This is a genomic window from Xenorhabdus bovienii, from assembly GCF_024721015.1.
Classification (GTDB): Bacteria; Pseudomonadota; Gammaproteobacteria; order Enterobacterales; family Enterobacteriaceae; genus Xenorhabdus; species Xenorhabdus bovienii.
Map to the genome: position 1 here is coordinate 7,502 of NZ_JANAIF010000035.1, position 20,559 is coordinate 28,060.

20 protein-coding genes and 1 pseudogene are annotated in these 20,559 nt (G+C 43.4%); 13 read left to right on the plus strand and 8 right to left on the minus strand.

All coding sequences use genetic code 11. The features are described 5' to 3' along the window. Positions 1 to 1,881, minus strand: a 1,881-nt coding sequence (locus NXS07_RS10915) for a DNA translocase FtsK 4TM domain-containing protein (protein ID WP_258086736.1), incomplete at its 3' end; no start/stop codon positions are given. Between the two features lie 132 nt (positions 1,882 to 2,013). Continuing rightward, the gene (gene lrp, locus NXS07_RS10920; protein ID WP_004256338.1) at positions 2,014 to 2,508 is read right to left on the minus strand and encodes a leucine-responsive transcriptional regulator Lrp; all 495 of its coding nucleotides are present in this window, start codon (positions 2,506 to 2,508) and stop codon (positions 2,014 to 2,016) included. Positions 2,509 to 3,144: 636 nt separating this feature from the next. On the opposite strand from lrp, the gene trxB reads away from it, so the two are divergent. From trxB to infA, 5 genes and pseudogenes are all read left to right on the plus strand, one after another. Next, complete coding sequence (gene trxB / locus NXS07_RS10925) at positions 3,145 to 4,104, plus strand: thioredoxin-disulfide reductase (protein WP_038188103.1); 960 nt, start codon at positions 3,145 to 3,147, stop codon at positions 4,102 to 4,104. Positions 4,105 to 4,234: 130 nt separating this feature from the next. Next, the gene (gene cydD / locus NXS07_RS10930; RefSeq protein ID WP_038212351.1) at positions 4,235 to 6,004 is read left to right on the plus strand and encodes a heme ABC transporter permease/ATP-binding protein CydD; all 1,770 of its coding nucleotides are present in this window, start codon (positions 4,235 to 4,237) and stop codon (positions 6,002 to 6,004) included. Between the two features lie 2 nt (positions 6,005 to 6,006). Further along, on the plus strand, positions 6,007 to 7,749 hold the full coding sequence (cydC, locus tag NXS07_RS10935; protein ID WP_038225180.1) for a heme ABC transporter ATP-binding protein/permease CydC: 1,743 nt from the start codon (positions 6,007 to 6,009) through the stop codon (positions 7,747 to 7,749). A gap of 8 nt (positions 7,750 to 7,757) precedes the next feature. Then, positions 7,758 to 8,447 (plus strand): annotated as a pseudogene (aat, locus tag NXS07_RS10940) (leucyl/phenylalanyl-tRNA--protein transferase). 155 nt (positions 8,448 to 8,602) lie between these two features. After that, on the plus strand, positions 8,603 to 8,821 hold the full coding sequence (gene infA / locus NXS07_RS10945; RefSeq protein ID WP_002211347.1) for a translation initiation factor IF-1: 219 nt from the start codon (positions 8,603 to 8,605) through the stop codon (positions 8,819 to 8,821). A gap of 112 nt (positions 8,822 to 8,933) precedes the next feature. Here the strand turns inward: infA and clpA are convergent, their stop codons facing one another. Both clpA and clpS read right to left on the minus strand, forming a co-directional pair. Then, a complete protein-coding gene (clpA, locus tag NXS07_RS10950) occupies positions 8,934 to 11,219 on the minus strand; it encodes an ATP-dependent Clp protease ATP-binding subunit ClpA (RefSeq protein WP_038212358.1) in 2,286 nt (761 codons plus the stop codon). A 31-nt stretch (positions 11,220 to 11,250) separates the two neighbouring features. Beyond that, a complete protein-coding gene (gene clpS / locus NXS07_RS10955) occupies positions 11,251 to 11,571 on the minus strand; it encodes an ATP-dependent Clp protease adapter ClpS (RefSeq protein ID WP_012987462.1) in 321 nt (106 codons plus the stop codon). A gap of 323 nt (positions 11,572 to 11,894) precedes the next feature. On the opposite strand from clpS, the gene cspD reads away from it, so the two are divergent. Then, the gene (gene cspD / locus NXS07_RS10960) at positions 11,895 to 12,125 is read left to right on the plus strand and encodes a cold shock-like protein CspD (RefSeq protein ID WP_012987463.1); all 231 of its coding nucleotides are present in this window, start codon (positions 11,895 to 11,897) and stop codon (positions 12,123 to 12,125) included. A 134-nt stretch (positions 12,126 to 12,259) separates the two neighbouring features. Here the strand turns inward: cspD and NXS07_RS10965 are convergent, their stop codons facing one another. Further along, positions 12,260 to 12,379 (minus strand): YjbD family protein, encoded by a 120-nt coding sequence (locus tag NXS07_RS10965; protein ID WP_230581134.1) that lies wholly within the window; start codon positions 12,377 to 12,379, stop codon positions 12,260 to 12,262. 215 nt (positions 12,380 to 12,594) lie between these two features. On the opposite strand from NXS07_RS10965, the gene NXS07_RS10970 reads away from it, so the two are divergent. The 5 genes from NXS07_RS10970 to artM all read left to right on the plus strand — a co-directional run bounded on the left by NXS07_RS10970 (position 12,595) and on the right by artM (position 16,693). Continuing rightward, positions 12,595 to 13,503, plus strand: a complete 909-nt coding sequence (locus tag NXS07_RS10970) for a LysO family transporter (RefSeq protein WP_038201030.1) — start codon at positions 12,595 to 12,597, stop codon at positions 13,501 to 13,503. 221 nt (positions 13,504 to 13,724) lie between these two features. Further along, entirely contained in the window at positions 13,725 to 14,453 is a 729-nt protein-coding gene (gene artP, locus NXS07_RS10975) for an arginine ABC transporter ATP-binding protein ArtP (protein ID WP_038225184.1), read from the plus strand. Between the two features lie 102 nt (positions 14,454 to 14,555). Further along, positions 14,556 to 15,299 carry an arginine ABC transporter substrate-binding protein gene (gene artJ / locus NXS07_RS10980; RefSeq protein ID WP_038191777.1) on the plus strand — a complete coding sequence of 248 codons (744 nt, stop codon included), beginning with the start codon at positions 14,556 to 14,558 and terminating at the stop codon, positions 15,297 to 15,299. A gap of 10 nt (positions 15,300 to 15,309) precedes the next feature. Then, positions 15,310 to 16,032, plus strand: coding sequence for an arginine ABC transporter permease ArtQ (gene artQ / locus NXS07_RS10985; RefSeq protein ID WP_038191779.1), 723 nt, complete (start codon positions 15,310 to 15,312; stop codon positions 16,030 to 16,032). Next, positions 16,025 to 16,693, plus strand: a complete 669-nt coding sequence (artM, locus tag NXS07_RS10990; protein ID WP_038188065.1) for an arginine ABC transporter permease ArtM — start codon at positions 16,025 to 16,027, stop codon at positions 16,691 to 16,693. The genes artQ and artM overlap by 8 nt, the downstream gene beginning before the upstream one ends. Positions 16,694 to 16,782: 89 nt before the next feature. Here artM and rlmC read toward each other — a convergent pair whose 3' ends face one another. From rlmC to NXS07_RS11005, 3 genes are all read right to left on the minus strand, one after another. Next, the gene (gene rlmC, locus NXS07_RS10995) at positions 16,783 to 17,916 is read right to left on the minus strand and encodes a 23S rRNA (uracil(747)-C(5))-methyltransferase RlmC (RefSeq protein ID WP_046337211.1); all 1,134 of its coding nucleotides are present in this window, start codon (positions 17,914 to 17,916) and stop codon (positions 16,783 to 16,785) included. A 24-nt stretch (positions 17,917 to 17,940) separates the two neighbouring features. Then, the gene (locus tag NXS07_RS11000) at positions 17,941 to 18,456 is read right to left on the minus strand and encodes a type III secretion system chaperone family protein (RefSeq protein WP_038201044.1); all 516 of its coding nucleotides are present in this window, start codon (positions 18,454 to 18,456) and stop codon (positions 17,941 to 17,943) included. Positions 18,457 to 18,539: 83 nt separating this feature from the next. Further along, on the minus strand, positions 18,540 to 18,851 hold the full coding sequence (locus tag NXS07_RS11005; RefSeq protein WP_038188054.1) for a YbjC family protein: 312 nt from the start codon (positions 18,849 to 18,851) through the stop codon (positions 18,540 to 18,542). Between the two features lie 198 nt (positions 18,852 to 19,049). Here NXS07_RS11005 and NXS07_RS11010 point away from each other — a divergent pair, with 198 nt between their 5' ends. Both NXS07_RS11010 and ybjG read left to right on the plus strand, forming a co-directional pair. Next, positions 19,050 to 19,313 (plus strand): GrxA family glutaredoxin, encoded by a 264-nt coding sequence (locus NXS07_RS11010; protein WP_012987472.1) that lies wholly within the window; start codon positions 19,050 to 19,052, stop codon positions 19,311 to 19,313. 463 nt (positions 19,314 to 19,776) lie between these two features. Continuing rightward, positions 19,777 to 20,385, plus strand: coding sequence for an undecaprenyl-diphosphate phosphatase (gene ybjG / locus NXS07_RS11015; protein ID WP_258086737.1), 609 nt, complete (start codon positions 19,777 to 19,779; stop codon positions 20,383 to 20,385). Positions 20,386 to 20,559: the final 174 nt, after the last annotated feature.

Below are 20,559 nucleotides of genomic sequence, written 5' to 3' on the forward strand. Positions count from 1 at the left end.
CTGCGGTTGCTGCGGTTGCTGCGGTTGCTGCGGTTGCTGCGGTTGCTGCGGTTGCTGCGGTTGCTGCGGTTGCTGCGGTTGCTGCGCAAAAGTATGCTGAATTTTCGATTCATGGGAAGTCCCTGAAACAGAAACTGTTCTTTTTTCCTGTTCTGAATGAATCGATGACTCTGACTGCAGGGGCAATAGCTCTACAGGTTCAGATTTTTCAAAACCATCAGCTAGTGAAGAATAATCAAACGCAGGCTTTTCGGCCTGGCTTGGAATAGCAGGCTGGATCTTTTGATAACGTTCACGCTGCTGCTGTTCGAACGCTACTCGCAATGCCTCTTCCTGTTCCGACGGTTCATCAACACTATGCTCTACAAATTCGGCTGTCGCTGATTGCTTATGTATCTGAGCGATTTCTTCACGATGCCCTTTTGTTTCTTCTTCAAAATTAGAACCATAACGTTCACGCTGCTGTTCAAGGAATTGCTGCCGCAACATGTCTTGCTGCTGTTCATCCATTTGCTGTTCATCAGTTTCCGCAATAAGATCGCTTTGTCTCTCTTTTTCTTCCCGTTGCAGATGTTCAGACAAACGCTGAGACGGTACTTTGACACCATATAATTCACGGCGGGTAGGTATTCTAACGGGATTCGGCCGCGGCATTTCAGGGCCAATACCCTGTTTCATCTGAGGAGTTTTCATCACAACAGCAGCACTGGAAACACCAGCGGCCGCATTTTTCAGATTATCATTCGGAGAAAAAGTAAACGACTCTATCACATCATTTTGTGGCTGTATGTTTGTTGCCACAGTGCTATCTGTAGATAACTCCGATTGTGCAGTAATCTGTGCAGTTTTACTGAATTCTGATTCTGTCTCTAATTGATAATCAGCTGGCAATTCAAATGTATAATGAACAGGTTCTTGATCTGCTTCAGTATGATCCGATTCAGTTTGTACTGATTCCGGTAAGGCAATGGCTTCCTGAGCAATAGATTGCTGCCTGTTTTCGTTTTGCTGCACAGGCTGAACCTTTTCAGGTGAACTGCTCTCCTGCGCTGTATCCATAGCTTGAGGCGCTGAATCAGTCTTAACCAGTTCCACCACCGTTGGCGCACTCAACAGCACGTCATCCTCGTCAACTTCTACAGCTTTAGCGGCAGATGCTGTCATGCCTATATCATCTGTGTTTACATTATCAGCACGATTTTGCCCGCTGGCCAGATGTTCAGGAATAACTTCGTCTTCCAGTTCGCCATACTCAGGCTCATTGCGGGTGCGATTTACCATAAAACTGAGTGAGTCAAGAATAACTGCACCAATTTTTTCCGCAATAGTGAGCCATGACCAGCCTGTAAATAATGTGAACCCAATAGCCCAAATACCGAGCAGCGCTAATGTCGCCCCAAGAATATTAAACCACGGCAGAATCGCTTTACTGAATAAGTTACCGATGACACCACCAGCAGCAAAATCGTTTAAATCATCAATATTGAGAGCAACCAGGCCACATGAAGTTAATACCAGTGCCAAAGCGCCAATGACGCGTAATGAGAGCGTAAAGAAATCAACATACTCTTGCCTATCTTTCTGACGGAAAGCATTCCAACAACCTAAAAACATAAATAGCGGGACTGCATAGGCAAGAATACCAAATGCCGAAAATAGTATATCTGACAACCAGGCACCAACACTGCCACCGAAATTATGGACGGGCCCATTCCATGACGTTTGTGACCAGCTGGGATCGGAGGGATTGAAACTGACAAGCGCCACCATAAAGTACACGACGCAAATAGCAATAACCAACAGAATGGCTTCCAGAAGCCGACGGCTACTGCTTATTTTCTTTAACTTAACACGTTTATCTTCTGTATATTCCTGGTTCAAGAAAGGCTCTCCAGGTTTTCCTGTTGATTAAATGGAACAACGCTGAGGATTGCTCAGCGTTGGAACTGTATGCATAAACAGGAGTGTACCTAAGTTTTTCCTGTTTTGCATCTGTACATTTTAGACAAAAGTTTAGCGAGTTTTAATAACTAAACGGTTACTCTGCTTCACTTCTTCCATGACAACATAAGTGCGGGTGTCATTGACGCCCGGAAGGCGCAGCAGGGTTTCGCCCAGTAATTTACGATATGCAGACATATCTGGCACTCGTGTTTTCAGCAAATAGTCAAAATCACCAGAAACTAAGTGACATTCTTGGATTTCTTCAAGTTTCTGTACAGCAGTATTAAACTGCTCAAAGACATCTGCTGCACCACGGTTCAGAGTAATCTCCACAAATACCAATAGCGATGCATCCAGATAATGAGGATTCAACAAGGCGGTGTAACCAGAAATAAAGCCCTGACGTTCCAATCGGCGTACACGCTCCAGACAAGGCGTAGGTGATAAACCAACCCGCTTGGATAATTCCACATTAGAAATACGGCCGTCTTTCTGCAATTCGTTAAGGATATTACGGTCTATGCGATCAAGATCTTTTCCTGGACGCTTCTTATTATCTATCATCTTATTGCTCTCTCTTTATATTCCTACACCCATAACATTTTCCCTATCTCTCTCAAGCAGTTGAGCTGGAAAAGATGTCTTTCAAAGGCTAAAGCTCAATCTGTAACCAAGGTTTGGGATCTATACGCCATCTTCTAAAATACAATTTCCCAGAACTCGATTAACCAAAACACGACTTACTAGAACACCGTCTTCCAGAATATTATTTCCCAAAACACTACGTCTCCCAGAAAGCAGCTTATCGGCAATTTTTTTGTTCTATAAGAAAACTACCCACTCCGATTTGTCTATTCTATAGAAACAATTGATTAGCGAGGTAGATAATTATCTCTTACACAGATGTTTTCGCAAATGCACAGCTGATTGTCAAAGTAAATGAACAAAAATCAGAACAACCTACCAAACAAATTTTGAGTAAATCCTTTCCATAGCTTGTTTTATACCTTATACGGATAAATGATGTTCAATTCAGAAAGTTAAGTAACCTCTCCTTACATTCCCATTACATCATAGTTACTATCTATCGGTAAAATCGTTAATAACATAAATATTTTATCTGATAATCGCTTTTTTTAACTTATTATTTCTCCTACAATCCCCAAATCCGCAATATGCGATAATGGAAATGAGGTATTCATGAGCACAGCCAAACACAGTAAACTTATCATTCTTGGCTCAGGTCCTGCTGGTTATACCGCCGCTGTTTATGCAGCCCGCGCTAATTTAAACCCCGTCCTTATTACCGGGGTTGAAAAAGGCGGCCAATTGACCACCACGACTGAAGTTGAAAACTGGCCCGGTGATCCTGAAGGGCTGACAGGTCCAGATTTGATGGAACGTATGTTCCAACACGCTGAAAAATTTCAAACAGAAATTATTTCTGACCATATTCAGAAAGTCGATTTCGAAAAAAGACCATTCCGTCTTTATGGAGATGATCAGGAATATACCTGCGATGCTTTGATCATCGCGACAGGTGCTTCCGCCCGTTATTTGGGTCTCCCTTCCGAAGACGCTTTCAAAGGTCGTGGCGTATCTGCCTGTGCAACATGTGATGGTTTCTTCTATCGTAAGCAAAAGGTTGCTGTAGTTGGTGGTGGCAATACCGCCGTTGAAGAAGCACTGTATCTTGCGAACATTGCAGCCGAAGTCCATCTCATTCACCGCCGTGATACTTTCCGTTCAGAAAAGATCCTCATTGATCGACTGATGGAGAAAGTCAAGAATGGTAATATCATTCTGCATACCGATAGAACTTTAGATGAGGTGCTGGGCGATGATATGGGTGTGACTGGCATTCGTATTCACGATACGAAAAGTGATAATGCAGAAGAGCTGGATGTTACTGGTGTCTTCATTGCTATCGGCCACAGTCCAAACACAGGTATCTTTGAAGGACAGCTTGAACTGCAAAACGGATATATTAAAGTCCAGTCCGGCCTGCATGGAAATGCCACCCAGACTTCTATTCCGGGAGTATTTGCCGCCGGGGATGTCATGGATCATGTTTATCGCCAAGCCATCACCTCAGCAGGTACTGGCTGTATGGCTGCACTGGATGCTGAACGTTTTCTTGATGGATTGGCAACTAAATAAACCCTCTTTCCTTAAGGCGCTATTTCGGTAGCGCTTTTTAACAGGGAACATAAGGTTTGGCCGCTGGCAAACAGTATCACCAGCCTTTTTGATACATTGTATCATCACCTGCTAATCAGAAATTTTTCTTATGGACAAAACAAGACAATCTGAACTTGTTCGATGGCTAAGACAGCAAAGTGCGCCTGCCCGTCGGTGGCTTCGGCTATCCATGCTACTTGGCCTCATTAGCGGATTACTAATCATCTCTCAAGCTTGGCTTCTGGCGTCAATCCTTCAAGCACTAATCATGGATAAAATCCCCCGCGAAAATCTCATCGTTCAGTTTCTGATGCTGATAGCCGCCTTTACATTGCGGGCAATTGTCAGTGCTACTCGAGAGCGTATCGGTTTTATCTGTGGCAAGGTTGTGCGCCAACAAATCCGCAGTATAGTTTTGGATAAACTGGCACAATTGGGGCCGGTTTGGGTCAAGGGAAAACCCGCCGGAAGCTGGGCTACCATTATCTTGGAACAAATCGAAGATATGCAGGATTTTTATTCCCGCTATCTGCCCCAAATGGCGCTTGCAACCATTATCCCTCTCTTAATCCTGATGACTATCTTTCCTGTCAACTGGGCAGCAGGATTAATTTTACTCGTTACCGCTCCGTTAATTCCCCTTTTTATGTCATTGGTTGGATTAGGTGCCGCTGACGCCAATCGACGCAATTTTGTCGCGCTCAGTCGTTTAAGCGGCAATTTCCTTGATCGTTTACGGGGTCTGGAAACTCTACGCGTGTTCCATCGCGGGGAAGCCGAAGTTAAGCAAATTACCGAATCGACAGACAGTTTCCGTCACAGAACGATGGAAGTACTGCGCATGGCATTTTTATCGTCTGCTGTGCTGGAGTTTTTTGCTGCAGTTTCCATTGCGGTTGTTGCCGTTTATTTTGGTTTTTCTTATTTGGGAGAATTACATTTTGGTAGTTATGGTCTGGGTGTCACGTTGTTTGCAGGCTTCCTCGCTCTGATCCTCGCTCCTGAATTCTTTCAGCCACTGCGCGATTTGGGTACGTTTTATCATGCAAAAGCCCAAGCTGTCGGTGCCGCAGAGTCGCTTTTTACTCTGCTCAACAGTGATGGAGAACACACTGTATCCAACGGCGAAAAAATGCTGCCAGATACAAAATCAGTGACTATTGAAGCGAACGAACTGGAAATCCGGTCACACGATGGTCATCATCTTGCGGGTCCCTTGAGCTTCACGATTGACAAACATCAGCGGATTGCGTTGGTTGGGAAAAGTGGTGCTGGGAAAAGCTCGCTGATCAATCTATTACTGGGGTTCCTGCCCTATCGCGGCTCTTTGAAAATCAATGGAATCGAGCTACGTGAGCTGAATCTAACCAAATGGCGTGAGCAGTTAAGCTGGGTTGGACAAAACCCACACCTGCCAGAGCAGACGCTGCTCGATAATATCCGTCTTGGTCAATTTGACGCAACACAAGACCAGATTAATGATGTTATGGAACGGGCTTATGTCAGCGAGTTTATTCATGCTCTTCCTGAAGGCGTGAATACAGTCATTGGTGACAATGCAGCCCGCTTATCTGTTGGGCAAGCTCAACGCATCGCTGTAGCACGGGCATTATTGAACCCCTGTCAGTTATTGTTATTGGATGAGCCGGCAGCCAGTCTTGACGCCCATAGCGAACAACGTGTGATGATGGCATTAAATCAGGCATCCAGTCAGCAAACCACACTGCTGGTCACTCACCTGCTGGAAGAAACACTGGAATATGACCAGATCTGGGTAATGGAAAACGGGTTAATCATTGAGAAAGGCCATTATCAGAGTTTAAGCCAATCTCAAGGGGCATTTTCCCGTCTGTTGTCTCATCGCAGCGTGGAGCTTTAATCATGCGTATATTACTCCCATTTCTCGCACTCTATCGCCGCCACTGGTTTCTCATCAGCTTGGGCATGGTATTAGCGATTGTAACCCTGTTAGCCAGTATTGGCCTGCTGACGCTTTCCGGCTGGTTTCTTGCCGGTACAGCCTTGGCAGGATTCGCGGGGTTATATACGTTCAACTATATGCTGCCAGCCGCTGGCGTCCGTGGTGCAGCTATTTTCCGTACTGCTGGCCGTTATGGTGAACGACTGGTCAGTCATGATGCTACTTTTCGCGTATTGGCACATCTACGCGTTTTTGCCTTTCAGAAAATTTTACCGCTTTCTCCGGGAGGCATCGCCCGTTTTCGTCAAGGCGAACTACTGAATAGAATCGTTGCGGATGTCGAAACGCTTGATCACCTCTATCTGCGAGTCATCTCCCCTGTCCTTTCGGCGTTGGTTGTGATTGTTGTTCTGACTTTTGGCTTGGGTTTTCTTGATGTCACCCTCGCATATACCCTAGGCGGTATTATGCTGGGGCTACTGATGATATTGCCTTTTGTGTTTTATCATGCAGGAAAGCCTTATGGCAGAGACATCACCCTACTGCGCGGTCAATATCGTACATTACTCACTAGCGCGTTGCAGGGGCAGGCTGAGTTGACAGTGTTTGGCGCACTTGGGCGTTTTCGACAATCAATGACAGACGTTGAATCCGATTGGCTGAAATGCCAACAACAGCAAGCCAACCTGACGGGGCTTTCTCAAGCCGTTATGATTTTCGCTACAGGCATGACAGTGACTCTGCTACTTTGGCTAGCAGCAGCAGGTGTAGGGGAACATAGCCAACCTGGAGCACTGATAGCTCTATTTGCGTTCTGTGCTCTCGCTGCTTTCGAAGCTCTTGGATCCGTCACAGTGGCATTTCAGCATATGGGACAGGTTATCTCATCTGCAACCCGTGTTTCTCAGTTAATGCATCAGGAGCCAGAAGTCACTTTCCCTGCTCATGGGCCACAAACAACTGACAGCCTCAATCTTGAGATAAAAAATATTGATTTCACCTATCCTGAACAACCTCTACCAGTATTGAAGAATATTTCACTGTCCCTGACATCAGGCGAACATATCGCACTATTGGGGAAAACAGGGTGCGGTAAATCGACACTTTTACAGTTACTGAGCCGTGCATGGGATGTTGATCACGGCGAAATTCGGCTCAATCAACAACCTATTTCCCAGTATGATGAAGCTACATTGCGATCAATGATGTCTATCGTTCCTCAGCGGATACATGTCTTCAGCCATACCCTGCGTGAAAACCTCTTGTTAGCCAAACCGGATGCCAGCGATGATGAGTTAGAAATCGTACTCAAACAAGTGGGTTTAGGGAACTTGCTAGACAATAATGAAAAGCTAAATTGTTGGATGGGTGAAGGTGGGCGCCAGCTTTCCGGTGGGGAACAACGCCGTTTGGGGATTGCCAGAGCGTTGTTACACAATGCACCATTAATGCTGCTGGATGAGCCGACAGAAGGGCTGGACGCCGATACTGAACAACAGATTCTGTCTCTGTTACGCCACAGTTGCCAGCACAAGACACTGATTGTGGTTACCCATCGATTAACAGGTTTACAGCATATGGATCGTATCTGTGTTATGGATGAGGGACGCATCATTGAGCAAGGCAAACATGATGTGTTGCTGGCTCAGCAGGGGCGTTATTATCAATTTTATCAGCGACAGAGCTATCTTGAGCAGGAGTAATCATTTTTATGTCGATAGCTCAACTGGGTAACTCATATGCATTTCCTCATCCAACCCATGCGCTGGTTGAACCAAATGGTTTACTGGCATTTGGCGGTGATCTATGCGCAGAGCGTTTAAGGGTAGCTTATCACGAAGGTATTTTCCCTTGGTTTTCCCCTGATGAGCTTCCCCTATGGTAGTCGCCCGACCCCCGAGCGGTCCTAATTCCGGGTGAATTACATACTGGACGCACGCTACGTCGTTTTATTCGCAAACTTCCTTACCAAATTACGGTAAACTATGCTTTCGATCAGGTGATATACGGTTGTGCCCAACGGCAAGAAGGCACTTGGATCGGGTCTGATGTTCAGCAAGGTTATCAGGCCCTGCATCAAGAAGGTCAGGCTCATTCAATTGAAGTCTGGTATGACTGCCAACTTGTAGGTGGTTTATATGGGGTTAATGTAGGTACGCTATTTTGCGGAGAATCGATGTTTAGCAAAATGGAGAATGCATCTAAGTGTGCTTTTGTGGCATTCTACCACCACTTTTTACATCATGGTGGCCAATTATTGGATTGTCAGGTACTAAATCACCATACGAAATCATTAGGCGCAAAAAATATTCCAAGGAAAGAATTTCTCCAGCATCTTTACTTATGCAGAGAGCAGTCATTGCAGGCAGGATGCTGGGCTGCTCAAATACTGGATTTATAGTCAAAATCTAGTGATTTATGCTGTTCACGGCGGGAATGTCGATATCCATTATGAGGAAAATGATGGTTTAAAATACGACATTCCTTTACATAATGAGGGTTTTTCGGCATTATCTTGCCGTTTAAAAACTATGGTTGTTACATTTAGAGGATTAGATGGCCAAAGAAGACAATATTGAAATGCAAGGTACTGTGTTAGACACACTGCCAAACACCATGTTCCGTGTAGAATTGGAAAATGGACACGTCGTTACTGCTCACATTTCAGGCAAAATGCGTAAAAACTATATTCGCATCCTGACTGGAGACAAGGTTACAGTTGAGCTAACCCCATATGACCTGAGCAAAGGCCGTATCGTCTTCCGTAGCCGCTGATTTAGATACTGTTTTAAACACCACAGGTGATAATTTTTTCGACACTCACCTGTGGTGTTCCCCAACTATTCTTATCAACTTTCCAGTACATTTCTTTAAAATGTGGCCTGTTTTATAGCACCGCATCTTCCGATTTCTTTTTACTCGACTTTTGTGCACTTCTGAAATCGTATATCAGTGCCCGTTTGTCTTTATCAAGATTAATCCTAACCGAACCTCCATGTATCAACGAACCAAACAACAGTTCATTCGCCAATGGTTTCTTGAGGTTGTCCTGAATCACCCGAGTCATTGGACGTGCACCCATCGCTCTATCGTAGCCTTTATCACATAACCACTGACGGGCATCTGCACTCACTTCCAGAGAAACACCTTTTTCATCCAGTTGTGCTTGCAGTTCAACGATGAATTTATCAACAACCAGTTGAATGACTTCAGCGGAAAGTGCATCAAACCAGATGATGCCATCAAGACGGTTACGGAATTCAGGTGTGAAGATCCGTTTGATCTCTTCCATTCCATCTATGCTGTTATCCTGCTCAGTAAAACCGATGGATTTACGCTGTGTCTCACGTACCCCTGCATTAGTTGTCATCACCAGAATAACATTGCGGAAGTCAGCTTTTCGGCCATTGTTATCTGTCAGTGTTCCATTATCCATGACCTGTAGCAGTAAGTTGAACACATCAGGATGGGCTTTCTCAATCTCATCCAGCAACAATACTGAATGTGGATGTTTGATAATAGCATCTGTCAATAGACCGCCCTGATCGTATCCCACATAACCTGGTGGTGCACCAATCAAACGACTGACGGTATGGCGTTCCATATATTCAGACATATCAAACCGCAGTAATTTTATATTGAGCATTTTAGCAAGCTGGAGAGTAACTTCCGTCTTACCCACCCCCGTAGGCCCTGCAAACAGGAAAGAACCCACTGGTTTATGATCCTGCCCCAACCCGGCACGGCTCATCTTAATGGCTTCCGTCAGTACCCCTATTGCTTTATCCTGACCGAAAACCAGCATCTTCAAACGATCATCCAGTGTTCTCAATACATCTTTGTCACTGGCTGAAACCGTTTTTTCTGGAATACGGGCAATACGAGCCACTATAGATTCAATATCGGCAACGTTAATCGTCTTTTTACGACGACTGGCCGGCATCAATCTTGTCCTCGCACCCGCTTCATCAATAACGTCAATCGCCTTATCCGGCAGGTGGCGATCTGTAATATATTTCACAGATAGCTCAACTGCGGCGCGAATGGCTTTCGCAGTATAACGAACATCATGGTGCGCCTCATATTTCGTACGCAACCCATTGATAATCTGCACCGTTTCCTCAGAAGAAGGTTCAAGAATGTCTATCTTCTGGAATCGGCGAGCCAGTGCGCGATCTTTCTCAAAAATATTACTGAATTCGTGATACGTCGTTGAGCCAATCACCCGAATGCGGCCACTGGACAACAGCGGCTTAATCAGGTTAGCCGCATCCACCTGTCCCCCCGAAGCAGCACCTGCACCAATAATGGTATGGATTTCGTCGATAAAGAGAATACTTTTGCTGTCTTGCTCTAACGTTTTTAACAAAGATTTGAAGCGCTTCTCAAAATCACCTCGATACTTTGTACCTGCCAGCAATGAACCAATATCCAACGAATAGATTGTGCAATCCTTCATAACCTCAGGAACATCTTTTTGCACAATACGCCATGCAAGCCCCTCTGCAATAGCGGTCTTACCGACACCTGACTCACCCACAAATAAAGGGTTGTTTTTACGGCGGCGGCATAATACCTGAACCGTTCTTTCCAATTCATGCTGACGTCCGACAAGCGGATCAATCTGCCCTTTTTGTGCCAATTGATTCAGATTGGTAGTGAAATTTTCCAGTCGATCTTCACTTATCACCTGTTCCTCCTGAATCGGATTGACACTGTGATGAGACTCATTATCAGACTCATCTTTGCGCGTTCCATGTGAAATGAAATTCACGATATCCAGACGGCTCACATCATGCTTTCGCAGTAAATAAGCAGCCTGGGATTCCTGTTCACTGAAAATAGCAACCAAGACATTCGACCCAGAAACTTCTGAACGCCCTGAAGACTGAACATGAAACACTGCACGCTGTAATACACGTTGAAAACTCAACGTAGGTTGTGTATCCCTGTCATCATTCTCTGATAACAAAGGGGTTGTTTGTGCGATAAAATTTTCCAATTCCTGGCGTAACATCACCAGATCGACTTTGCAAGCCTCCAGTGCTTCTCGCGCTGATGTATTGCTTAACAACGCCAGCAATAGGTGCTCTACAGTCATAAATTCATGTCTGTTATCCCTTGCTTTGGCAAAAGCAATGTTGAGACTAAGCTCCAGTTCTTGATTGAGCATAAGCACCTCCTCCTAAAATCAGTAAGCCAGATCAGACCTTCTCCAGCGAGCAAAGTAACGGATGCTCGTGCTCTTTAGCATACATATTCACTTGCGCAGCTTTAGTTTCTGCCACCTCTGCCGTATAAATCCCACAAATTGCCTTACCTTGGTAATGGATATCCAGCATGAGTTGCGTTGCTCGTTCAACATCATAAGAAAAGAACTTTCGCAATACGTCAACCACAAACTCCATAGGGGTATAGTCGTCATTGTTAAGAATCACCTTATACATTGATGGTGGCTGTAACGTTTGCTCTGTTTTATCTTCAATTAATTCTTCAATTTTCAAACTGTTATAAAACTCACTCATTGTTCTTCCGCTGGGTATTAACTTTCTGCTGGATTTTAGTATGAACTAATTCATTCTACTGCTATATATTTTATCACTTCATGAAGCACTCTGCTTATCCCCTCTTTGATCTCTGGATAAAGATCCCGCCTAAAAATCGGATATCGTTATCTATATCAAACTTTCGCTATTTGAGACAGCTTGAGGTTATTTCTGTGCTTGACGGCGTAATGAATTTCACTACAGTATATTTTGTGAGCACCGCCTTGGCTGGGCGTCTGCTCATATCCTAAAATTTTTAGTGACTCCTAAATCCGAAATCGTGATATGAGGGATAAAGAAGTATGGAAACAGGTACTGTGAAATGGTTCAATAATGCAAAGGGCTTTGGATTTATTTGTCCAGCCAGCGGAGGCGATGACATATTCGCTCACTATTCAACCATTCAGATGGATGGTTATAGGACGCTGAAAGCTGGGCAAAAAGTGAACTTCAGTATTCATCAAGGCCCCAAAGGCAACCATGCCAGCCTTATTGTTCCTCTGGAAGATGACTCGAAATCAAAAAAAGAGTGACCAGATAAATTCGTAATTCCCACGCCACAAATGAATAATGGCTTATTTGTGGCGTGCTATTAATACAAGTTCATTTAGCACTGGCCTTTCTACTGCAATTCTCAACTGACACGTAAATAAATACGTTTAAGGGCTTACTCCGACCCCACCCATAATGGACGTAAATGATGAAAACGTGTCGTACGATGGCGACCAACCCGTGATAATCGATTAACACCGCTAAAACCGGAAATTTCTACACGTTCCAGGAACATATACTCTCCTTTTTCGCATCAGATTTGCTTAATTTTTTTATGATGCCCAATTCCTTAGACAGTGCGAAACGCGTTGAATTTCAGTATGTTTCCCTTTATTCTATTTGTTATTTTAGTGTAAAAATATTGTTGTCATGATTTTATTAGTCTTTATGACTGGTTCAAGTTATAGAGCCAGATAAAAAGACGTTTATTCTTGAATAAGGATATGGGTTATGTATTCAGGGTTGCTAATTGTTCTCATGCCATTAATTCTAGGCTACCTTATTCGTCTGAATAATAAAACGGCGCTGGCCACAGTTCATTACCTACTTAATATCATGATTTATGTCATTCTCTTCCTGATGGGCGTCAGCCTCGCCATGCTGGAGAATCTGGGCAATAATCTACTCTCTATCCTGCTGTATGCGATGACATTTTTCTTGTGCATATTTGCGACTAACTTGCTGGCACTTCTCCTATTGGATAAACGGGATCCTTGGATTATTCAAGTCAATAAACAGGAAAAATCACCTTCTCAATTACATATGGCTTTTGATTCCATCAAGTTATGTAGTGCATTGATATTAGGATTCTTACTCGGGCTGACAGACTGGTCATTGTTTCATTTTGCCAGTCGTGCCAGTGAAATTGCCTTGATTCTTTTACTGCTTCTGGTTGGTATTCAACTGCGCAATAACGGAATGAGTTTAAAACAAACGCTGTTGAATCGCCGTGGCACCATTATCGCTCTGGTCGTCGCTATAAGTTCCCTGTTGGGCGGCATGATAGCCGCATTTTTACTGGGGTTACCGACCAAAACCGGTCTTGCCATCGCATCTGGGTATGGCTGGTACTCTCTTTCTGGTATTTTACTCTCTGACGCTTATGGGCCGGTGATTGGCAGCACTGCATTTTTCAATGATCTAGCCCGTGAGTTGGCATCAATTCTACTCATCCCGATGCTCATCAATCGTTATCGTTCAACAGCTTTGGGGTTAACTGGAGCTGCATCAATAGACTTCACATTGCCAATATTACAACGCTGTGGTGGCATAAGTATCGTACCAGCAGCCATTGTTCACGGTTTTATATTAAGCTTGATGACACCCGTATTTATTGCATTTTTTACTCAACAGGCTTAGGCGTTACCTGATGCATGAAAAGGCTAAAAAGCAAACTTATTTGGTATGAAAATCAATCCATTTAGCCAAAAATAGAACATAAAATAATCTAAAAAAGGCTGATAGTCTGATTAGTTAAGTCACTAATTTGATGATAATAACAATTTTATGCAGATATTATTGCATAGTTATTCTTATGAGATTAATATCCCTCCAATCTATTAACTATTCATATTTATCGCATGAGCATTCAATTAAAAAACATAAATTGTTTCTATGGAACGCATCAGGCCCTGTTCGATATCAATTTTGAATGTACATCAGGAGAAACTGTGGTGCTGTTGGGCCCGAGTGGTGCTGGCAAAAGCTCTTTACTGCGAGTGCTTAATCTATTGGAGATGCCTCGTTCTGGGCAACTAAGCGTGGCAACACATCAGTTTGATTTCAAACAGCAGCCCCGCGCCAAGGAAATCCGAACACTACGGCAAAAAGTTGGTATGGTTTTTCAACAATACAACCTATGGCCACACCTAACTGTGATGGATAACTTGATTGAAGCGCCCTGCCGCGTATTAGGTCTATCCAGACAGCAGGCTCGGGAAAAGGCAGCAAAACTGCTGGCCCGTCTTCGTCTGGATGAATTTTCCAACCGTTTCCCACAGCACCTGTCTGGCGGACAGCAACAGCGTGTCGCTATTGCACGGGCATTAATGATGGAACCCCAGATTCTGCTGTTTGATGAACCAACCGCTGCACTTGATCCTGAAATTACATCTCAAGTCATCAATATCATCAAAGAACTGGCAGGAACTGGTATTACCCAAATTATCGTGACACACGAAGTGGAACTTGCGCGTAAGGCAGCAACTCACATTGTGTATATGGAGAAAGGCCGCATCATTGAAAAAGGTGACGCAAGTCATTTTTTAAAACCCAAAACAGAAGCCTTTGCTCATTATTTGTCACACTAGCTCTGTCATACTAAATCTGTCATACAAATAGTCAGTTAGAACATAAAACAAGCATCAGTAACATTTATCAACCATAATGCTCATGAACTCCAGGATATGACTATGAAGAAATTATTGTTTGCTGCCTTATTAACCGCAATGACTTTATCTGCATCTGCAACCGCAGCAGAAAAAGAAACGCTGCGCTTTGCTACTGAAGCAACCTATCCTCCGTTTGAATTTATTGATGCAAACAATAAAATTCAAGGATTCGATGTAGATTTGGCTAATGCTATTTGCGCGAAAATCAACGCAGAGTGCACATTCACCAATCAAGCTTTCGATAGCCTCATTCCCAGCCTGAAATTCCGCCGTTTTGATGCATTGATGGCAGGCATTGATATTACGCCCGACCGCCGTAAACAAGTTGATTTCACTCATACCTATTATGATAACTCTGCCGTTTTCATTGCCATCAAAGGGAAGTTCACTCATTCTGCCGATCTGAAAAGCAAGCAAGTGGGAATACAGAATGGTACGACACATCAGAAATATTTGATGGAACAGCATAAAGAGATCAAAACCGTACCTTATGACAGTTATCAGAATGCGATCCTTGATCTGAAAAATGGCCGTATTGATGCTGTATTTGGTGATACTGCCGTCGCCAATGAATGGCTGAAGAAGAATAAAGAATTAGGCTCTGTCGGCGACAAAGTTACTGACAAAAATTACTTTGGCATTGGTTTAGGAATTGCAGTTCGTAAAGGTAATACAGCTTTGCTGGATAAACTGAACAAAGCACTGGCTGAAGTCAAACAAGATGGTACTTATAACTCCATCTATAAAAAATGGTTTGAACAATAACAGAATCCTAATGAATGAACTTCAATCTTTAATTAACGCCGCCGGTATTACCGTCGGCCTTGCTGTTTCTTCTCTTGTCATTGGCTTAATTCTGGCAATGCTTTTTGCCGCTTGGGAGTCAGCCCGCTGGAAACCCTTTGCTTTTTTAGGCTCTTGTTGGGTCACATTGATCAGGGGATTGCCTGAAATTCTGGTTGTCCTCTTCATCTATTTCGGAAGTTCACAGCTTCTCATAACGCTGTCAGAAGGCTTTGATGTCAATCTCATTGTTTGGCAATTCAGAATCCAGATGGAAATTGACAACTTTGATGTCAGCCCTTTCCTTTGTGGTGTTATCGCCCTTTCTCTACTTTACTCCGCATATGCATCACAAACACTGCGAGGCGCATTGAAAGCAGTCCCAATGGGGCAACGGGAAGCCGGACAAGCACTTGGGTTAAGTCAAAGCCGTATATTTTTTCGTCTGACCATGCCGCAGATGTGGCGCCATGCATTGCCAGGGCTTGGCAATCAGTGGTTGGTTCTACTGAAAGATACTGCTTTAGTTTCACTGATCAGTGTTAATGATCTGATGTTGCAAACGAAAAGTATCGCGACTCGCACACAGGAGCCATTTACATGGTATGTGATTGCCGCCATGATCTATCTGGTGATTACCCTGGTGAGCCAATTTATTCTCAAACGGCTTGAAATGCGCGCCACTCATTTTGAACGGAGTGCTTCCGATGTTTGAGTATATAAAGGATATCTTACCTGGGCTGCAAACTAGCCTAAGCTTGACTGTCACCGCATTACTGGCTGCATTTATACTGTCTGTGGTTCTGACCTTCATTTTAACGATGAAGTTGCCGATACTATCCCAATTGGTAAAAGGCTATATCACATTATTTACCGGAACGCCGTTACTGGTTCAGTTCTTCTTGATTTACTACGGGCCCGGACAATTTCCCTCAATAAAAGAGTACCCTTGGTTATGGCAGCTCATGTCAGAGCCGTGGCTATGTGCCATGGTGACACTGGCCTTGAACAGTGCAGCCTATTCAACCCAACTTTTTTATGGCGCCGTTAGGGCAATCCCTGCTGGGCAATGGCAATCCTGTCAGGCTCTTGGTATGTCAAAAACCCATTCCATGCGCATTCTACTGCCTTATGCCTTCAAACGAGCGCTTTCTTCCTATTCCAATGAAGTCGTCTTGATTTTCAAGAGTACCTCTCTGGCCAGTACGATCACACTTCTGGATATCATGGGATATAGCCAACTTCAATTCGGGCGTAGTTATGATGTGACTGTATTTGTTGCTGCTGGGATCATTTATCTTTGCGTAAATGCTCTTCTGACACTACTGATGCGCATGATTGAGCGTCGAGCCTTATCATTTGAGCAACGTTATTAAACACTCAATGGCACACCATTTATCTGCTTTTTGCTTCTGTCAGCGATAACTAATAGTTATCGCTGACAGAAATACAACTAAATCCCCTGTTACTTTCCATCAAAAATCAATAACACCAGCGTTTCATAATGTTCTGTATGAGGGAACATATCGAATAATTGCACTTTTTCTATTCGATATTGCTCAAGCGCAGCAATATCTTTTGCCATTGTTTCGGCATTACAACTTGAATAGAGAATAAATTTAGGTGCCATCCGGCTGAGGTATTCGCATAACGCCTTACCAATTCCCCTGCGAGGAGGATTCACCAGCACCAGTTCAGGGAGTTGCGCTTTATCAAGGGCAAAATGTGTAGAATCCAATGCCTGAAATTCAACCTGCTCAAGACCAAGACTTTTGGCCGAGTTTTTGGCACAGGCAATGGCCTCTGCACTAATCTCAATCCCTGTCAGTCTGGTTTCTTTGTCTGCACAGTGCAGCCCAAAACCTCCTGCTCCACAAAAGAGATCCCACATGCTGCTGCTATTCAGCTCTCTGACCCAACGACCAGCCGTCGCATAAAGCGCCGAAGCAATTTCTGGGTTTGTCTGGAAAAAACTACGGGGACGAATATACAGCGGAATTCCGTTGAAGGTTTCCTTCAGCATTTTATGTTCAGTAAAAATGATCTCTTTTTCACCTTCCAAAATCGCCATATGAGTTGGTTGAATATTGGCAGAAATAACCGCCAATTGTGGTAGTTGTTCCTGTAACCACGGCAAAGCATGTTCCAACTGAGCCAGTTTTATTTCTGAGCGCAGGACAAAACGTAGCATCATTTCACCGCTGGCACGACTTTCTGTCAGCAGAATATATTTCAATTCCCCTTTTTTACGTGCAACGTTGTACGGAACCAACCCGGATTTAGCGATAAATATTTTTATTGCTTCAAATACTGGCTGAAAATATTGCGGATACAAAGGGCAATCACAAAGATCCACCGTTCTGCCATCACGGTGAAGCATTCCAAGCTGTGGGCGTTCAACACTGCCACTTACCACCATCTTGGCCTTATTACGAAACCCACTGATCAGGCTGCTGACTGGAGGCAGCCAGTACGTTGCTGACGTCTCCCGTAAAAGCTGCTGTAAATGTTGTTGTTTATCAGATAATTGTTGTGAATAGGACTTATTGAGCCACTGGCAGGAGTGACAATGCCCCGCGGTATACTGCGCACATTGCATTGTAAAAAACCATATCAAAGAATATTAGTGCAAGGTAAATGTCGATGTTTCCGTCGAAGCCAATGATTCCTCATCTTCTACTTCTACTTCCATCTCGCTTTCCATATCATTATTAATATAAAGGAAGTTATTGCTGTGAATTTCAAAAATCACATTGGCAATCTGCTCCTCACTTTGCTGCAAGAAATGGGAAAACTGCGGGAAAGTCATACCAGCGGCGATAGGAAATGCCTGACAAACTATCAACTTCGGTAAGTTTTCGTCCTGAATATCAAGGAACGCTTTGGCAGTGAGGGAACTCGCATTAATCTGGCTCAAGTTTGCAACTAATGGAATTATCGCCGTTGGCCTGACTTCTGCCAGAGCAGAAAACAGCACTACGTCACCCAACAGATCAATCTTGGCATCAAACAGGCCATCAATGTTCTGCATATGAGGCAAATGCAAGACCGAATTTGAATCATTCTCAAAATAAGAAATTTTGAGGCGTTCAAGCCAGTTACGCAATGTTGCCAAATTTGGAACAACCATAGAATCCATCGAATCAACCTCATATGACCAAAAAGTTGTACATGCTACCTGAAGGAAACACCTTGCCAATAGCAGCACGATCAATAATTAACCTATTTTGTTTTTTCATCATCAGAACCAGTCTGATGATTTTTATCTACTTTCTTATGATCAATTCCCAAAAAAGAAAGATTATAGACTGCACGCCAGATAATATGGATAGCTGCAGGTATCAAGCAACCTATACCCAATAAGATCATAGCAATGTGCGCTTCTGTCGTCATTAATAAAGGTGATAGAATTATGCTATCAGTTATCGACAAATACGCCAAAACCAACAAGCCGATTCCCAATACTTCTAATAAAATAACCAGCTTTGGCATATCTGACAACGAGCGCATCTCTTTTGTTGAGATTTTCTTCATGACTCTCTACTACCTTCTGAGCCTGACAAATTAGACTCTCCGCCTCTTATAGAGGGACTATCATACCTGAATCCCTTCTATCGGCAGGACAAATTAGAACAAAAGGCAATTCCTGCTTTTTTTTGCCAACGCTTACAGGCATAGTAACCCCAGATGACAATCTATGAAGTTCACGATTATTACCACTAAGGAGTTTGTATGTATACTGTCATTTTTGGTCGCCCAAGTTGCCCATATTGCGTTCGCGCCAAAGAATTGGCTGAAAAATTGAAAGCAGAGCGCGACGACTTTGATTACCGCTATATTGATATCTGGGCTGAAGGCATCACCAAAGACGACTTGTCAAAAACTGTGGGGAAACCCGTTGAAACCGTTCCTCAGATTTTCCTTGATGAGAAACATATCGGCGGCTTTACTGATTTTGAAGCTTACGCTAAAGAACATCTGAACCTGTACAAATAACCATAAAACTCACTATCCAGCCAGAAATGTCGATGCTTTCTTCTGGATAGTGGCAGGTTCATAATGTTGACTAAGATCCACATATCCACTGAATTGAAAAAAATCTGTAATTTTTTTCTCAACAATGAGAACTTTCATCACATCACGCAGTCTGAATTAATGCCACTGCTTTTCTTTGATGTCCCCATATTGAGGAGCCCGATAGTCACCCATTTTGGTTAAAGGCTATCGGGTTTTTTTATTTGTCACTGCGTTATCCACAGCACAGAGGGCATCGAAATCATCTTTTCTTGCTATCATCGGCATATTGTTTACTCACTTAACATCAACAATCGTTAAATAACATGGTGAATTAAAGCAAAAATCCTTTACTGAATCGTATTATAAAATTACTATTTTTAACAATGACTTGATAAAGCATGTTTATCATATTTGCGTCAATATCACGCTTGTGAGGCTTACTTTGCTAGAACAACTTAACCACAATGTGTTTACTTTTATCAATGCAACACCGGATTCATCACCAGCAATGATTTTACTGGCGATCTTTATAGCAAAATATCTTGTGTTTATTTTCCCCATAACATTAGCTGCTTGCTGGCTTTGGGGAGAAGGAAAAGCCATCTCACATCAACGTATTGTTGTCAGTAAATCCTGTATTGCCTTTGCCTTTGCAATAGCCGGTTCGGATATCATCGGAACATTTGTTCCACACGCCCGGCCGTTTGTAGAAGGTTTTGGTTACAATTTTCTCTATCATGCCCCTACAGCCTCTTTTCCCAGTAACCACGGTGCAGCAGTCTTTACCTTCGCGTTAGCATTTATCTTCTGGCATCGTATCCGGTCAGGTTTATGCCTGATGATCATCGCCTGCATGATTGCATGGGCCAGAGTCTACGTAGGGGTTCATTGGCCAATCGATATGATCGGCGCATTTCTAGTCAGCTTGATGGGTTGTGCTTTTTCACAAATATTCTGGCGCTTATATGGTGAGTATTGGCACAGTAAACTCATTCGCCTTTACCAATTCTGCTGTGCATTTTTCATCCGGAAAGGATGGATAAAAAATTAACCCAACGGCAATATGCCACTGGATATTTATGCTACAAATAAACTGCTGTTGAATATTTGAGCTTTATTTTTGAAGCCTTAAATTCAGGTAAATCTACCTTAAGCCTCATTATCACGGCTAGTTTAAGGCTTTATTTTACCCAAACCATTTATTAACATTTTATTTACAAGGTGC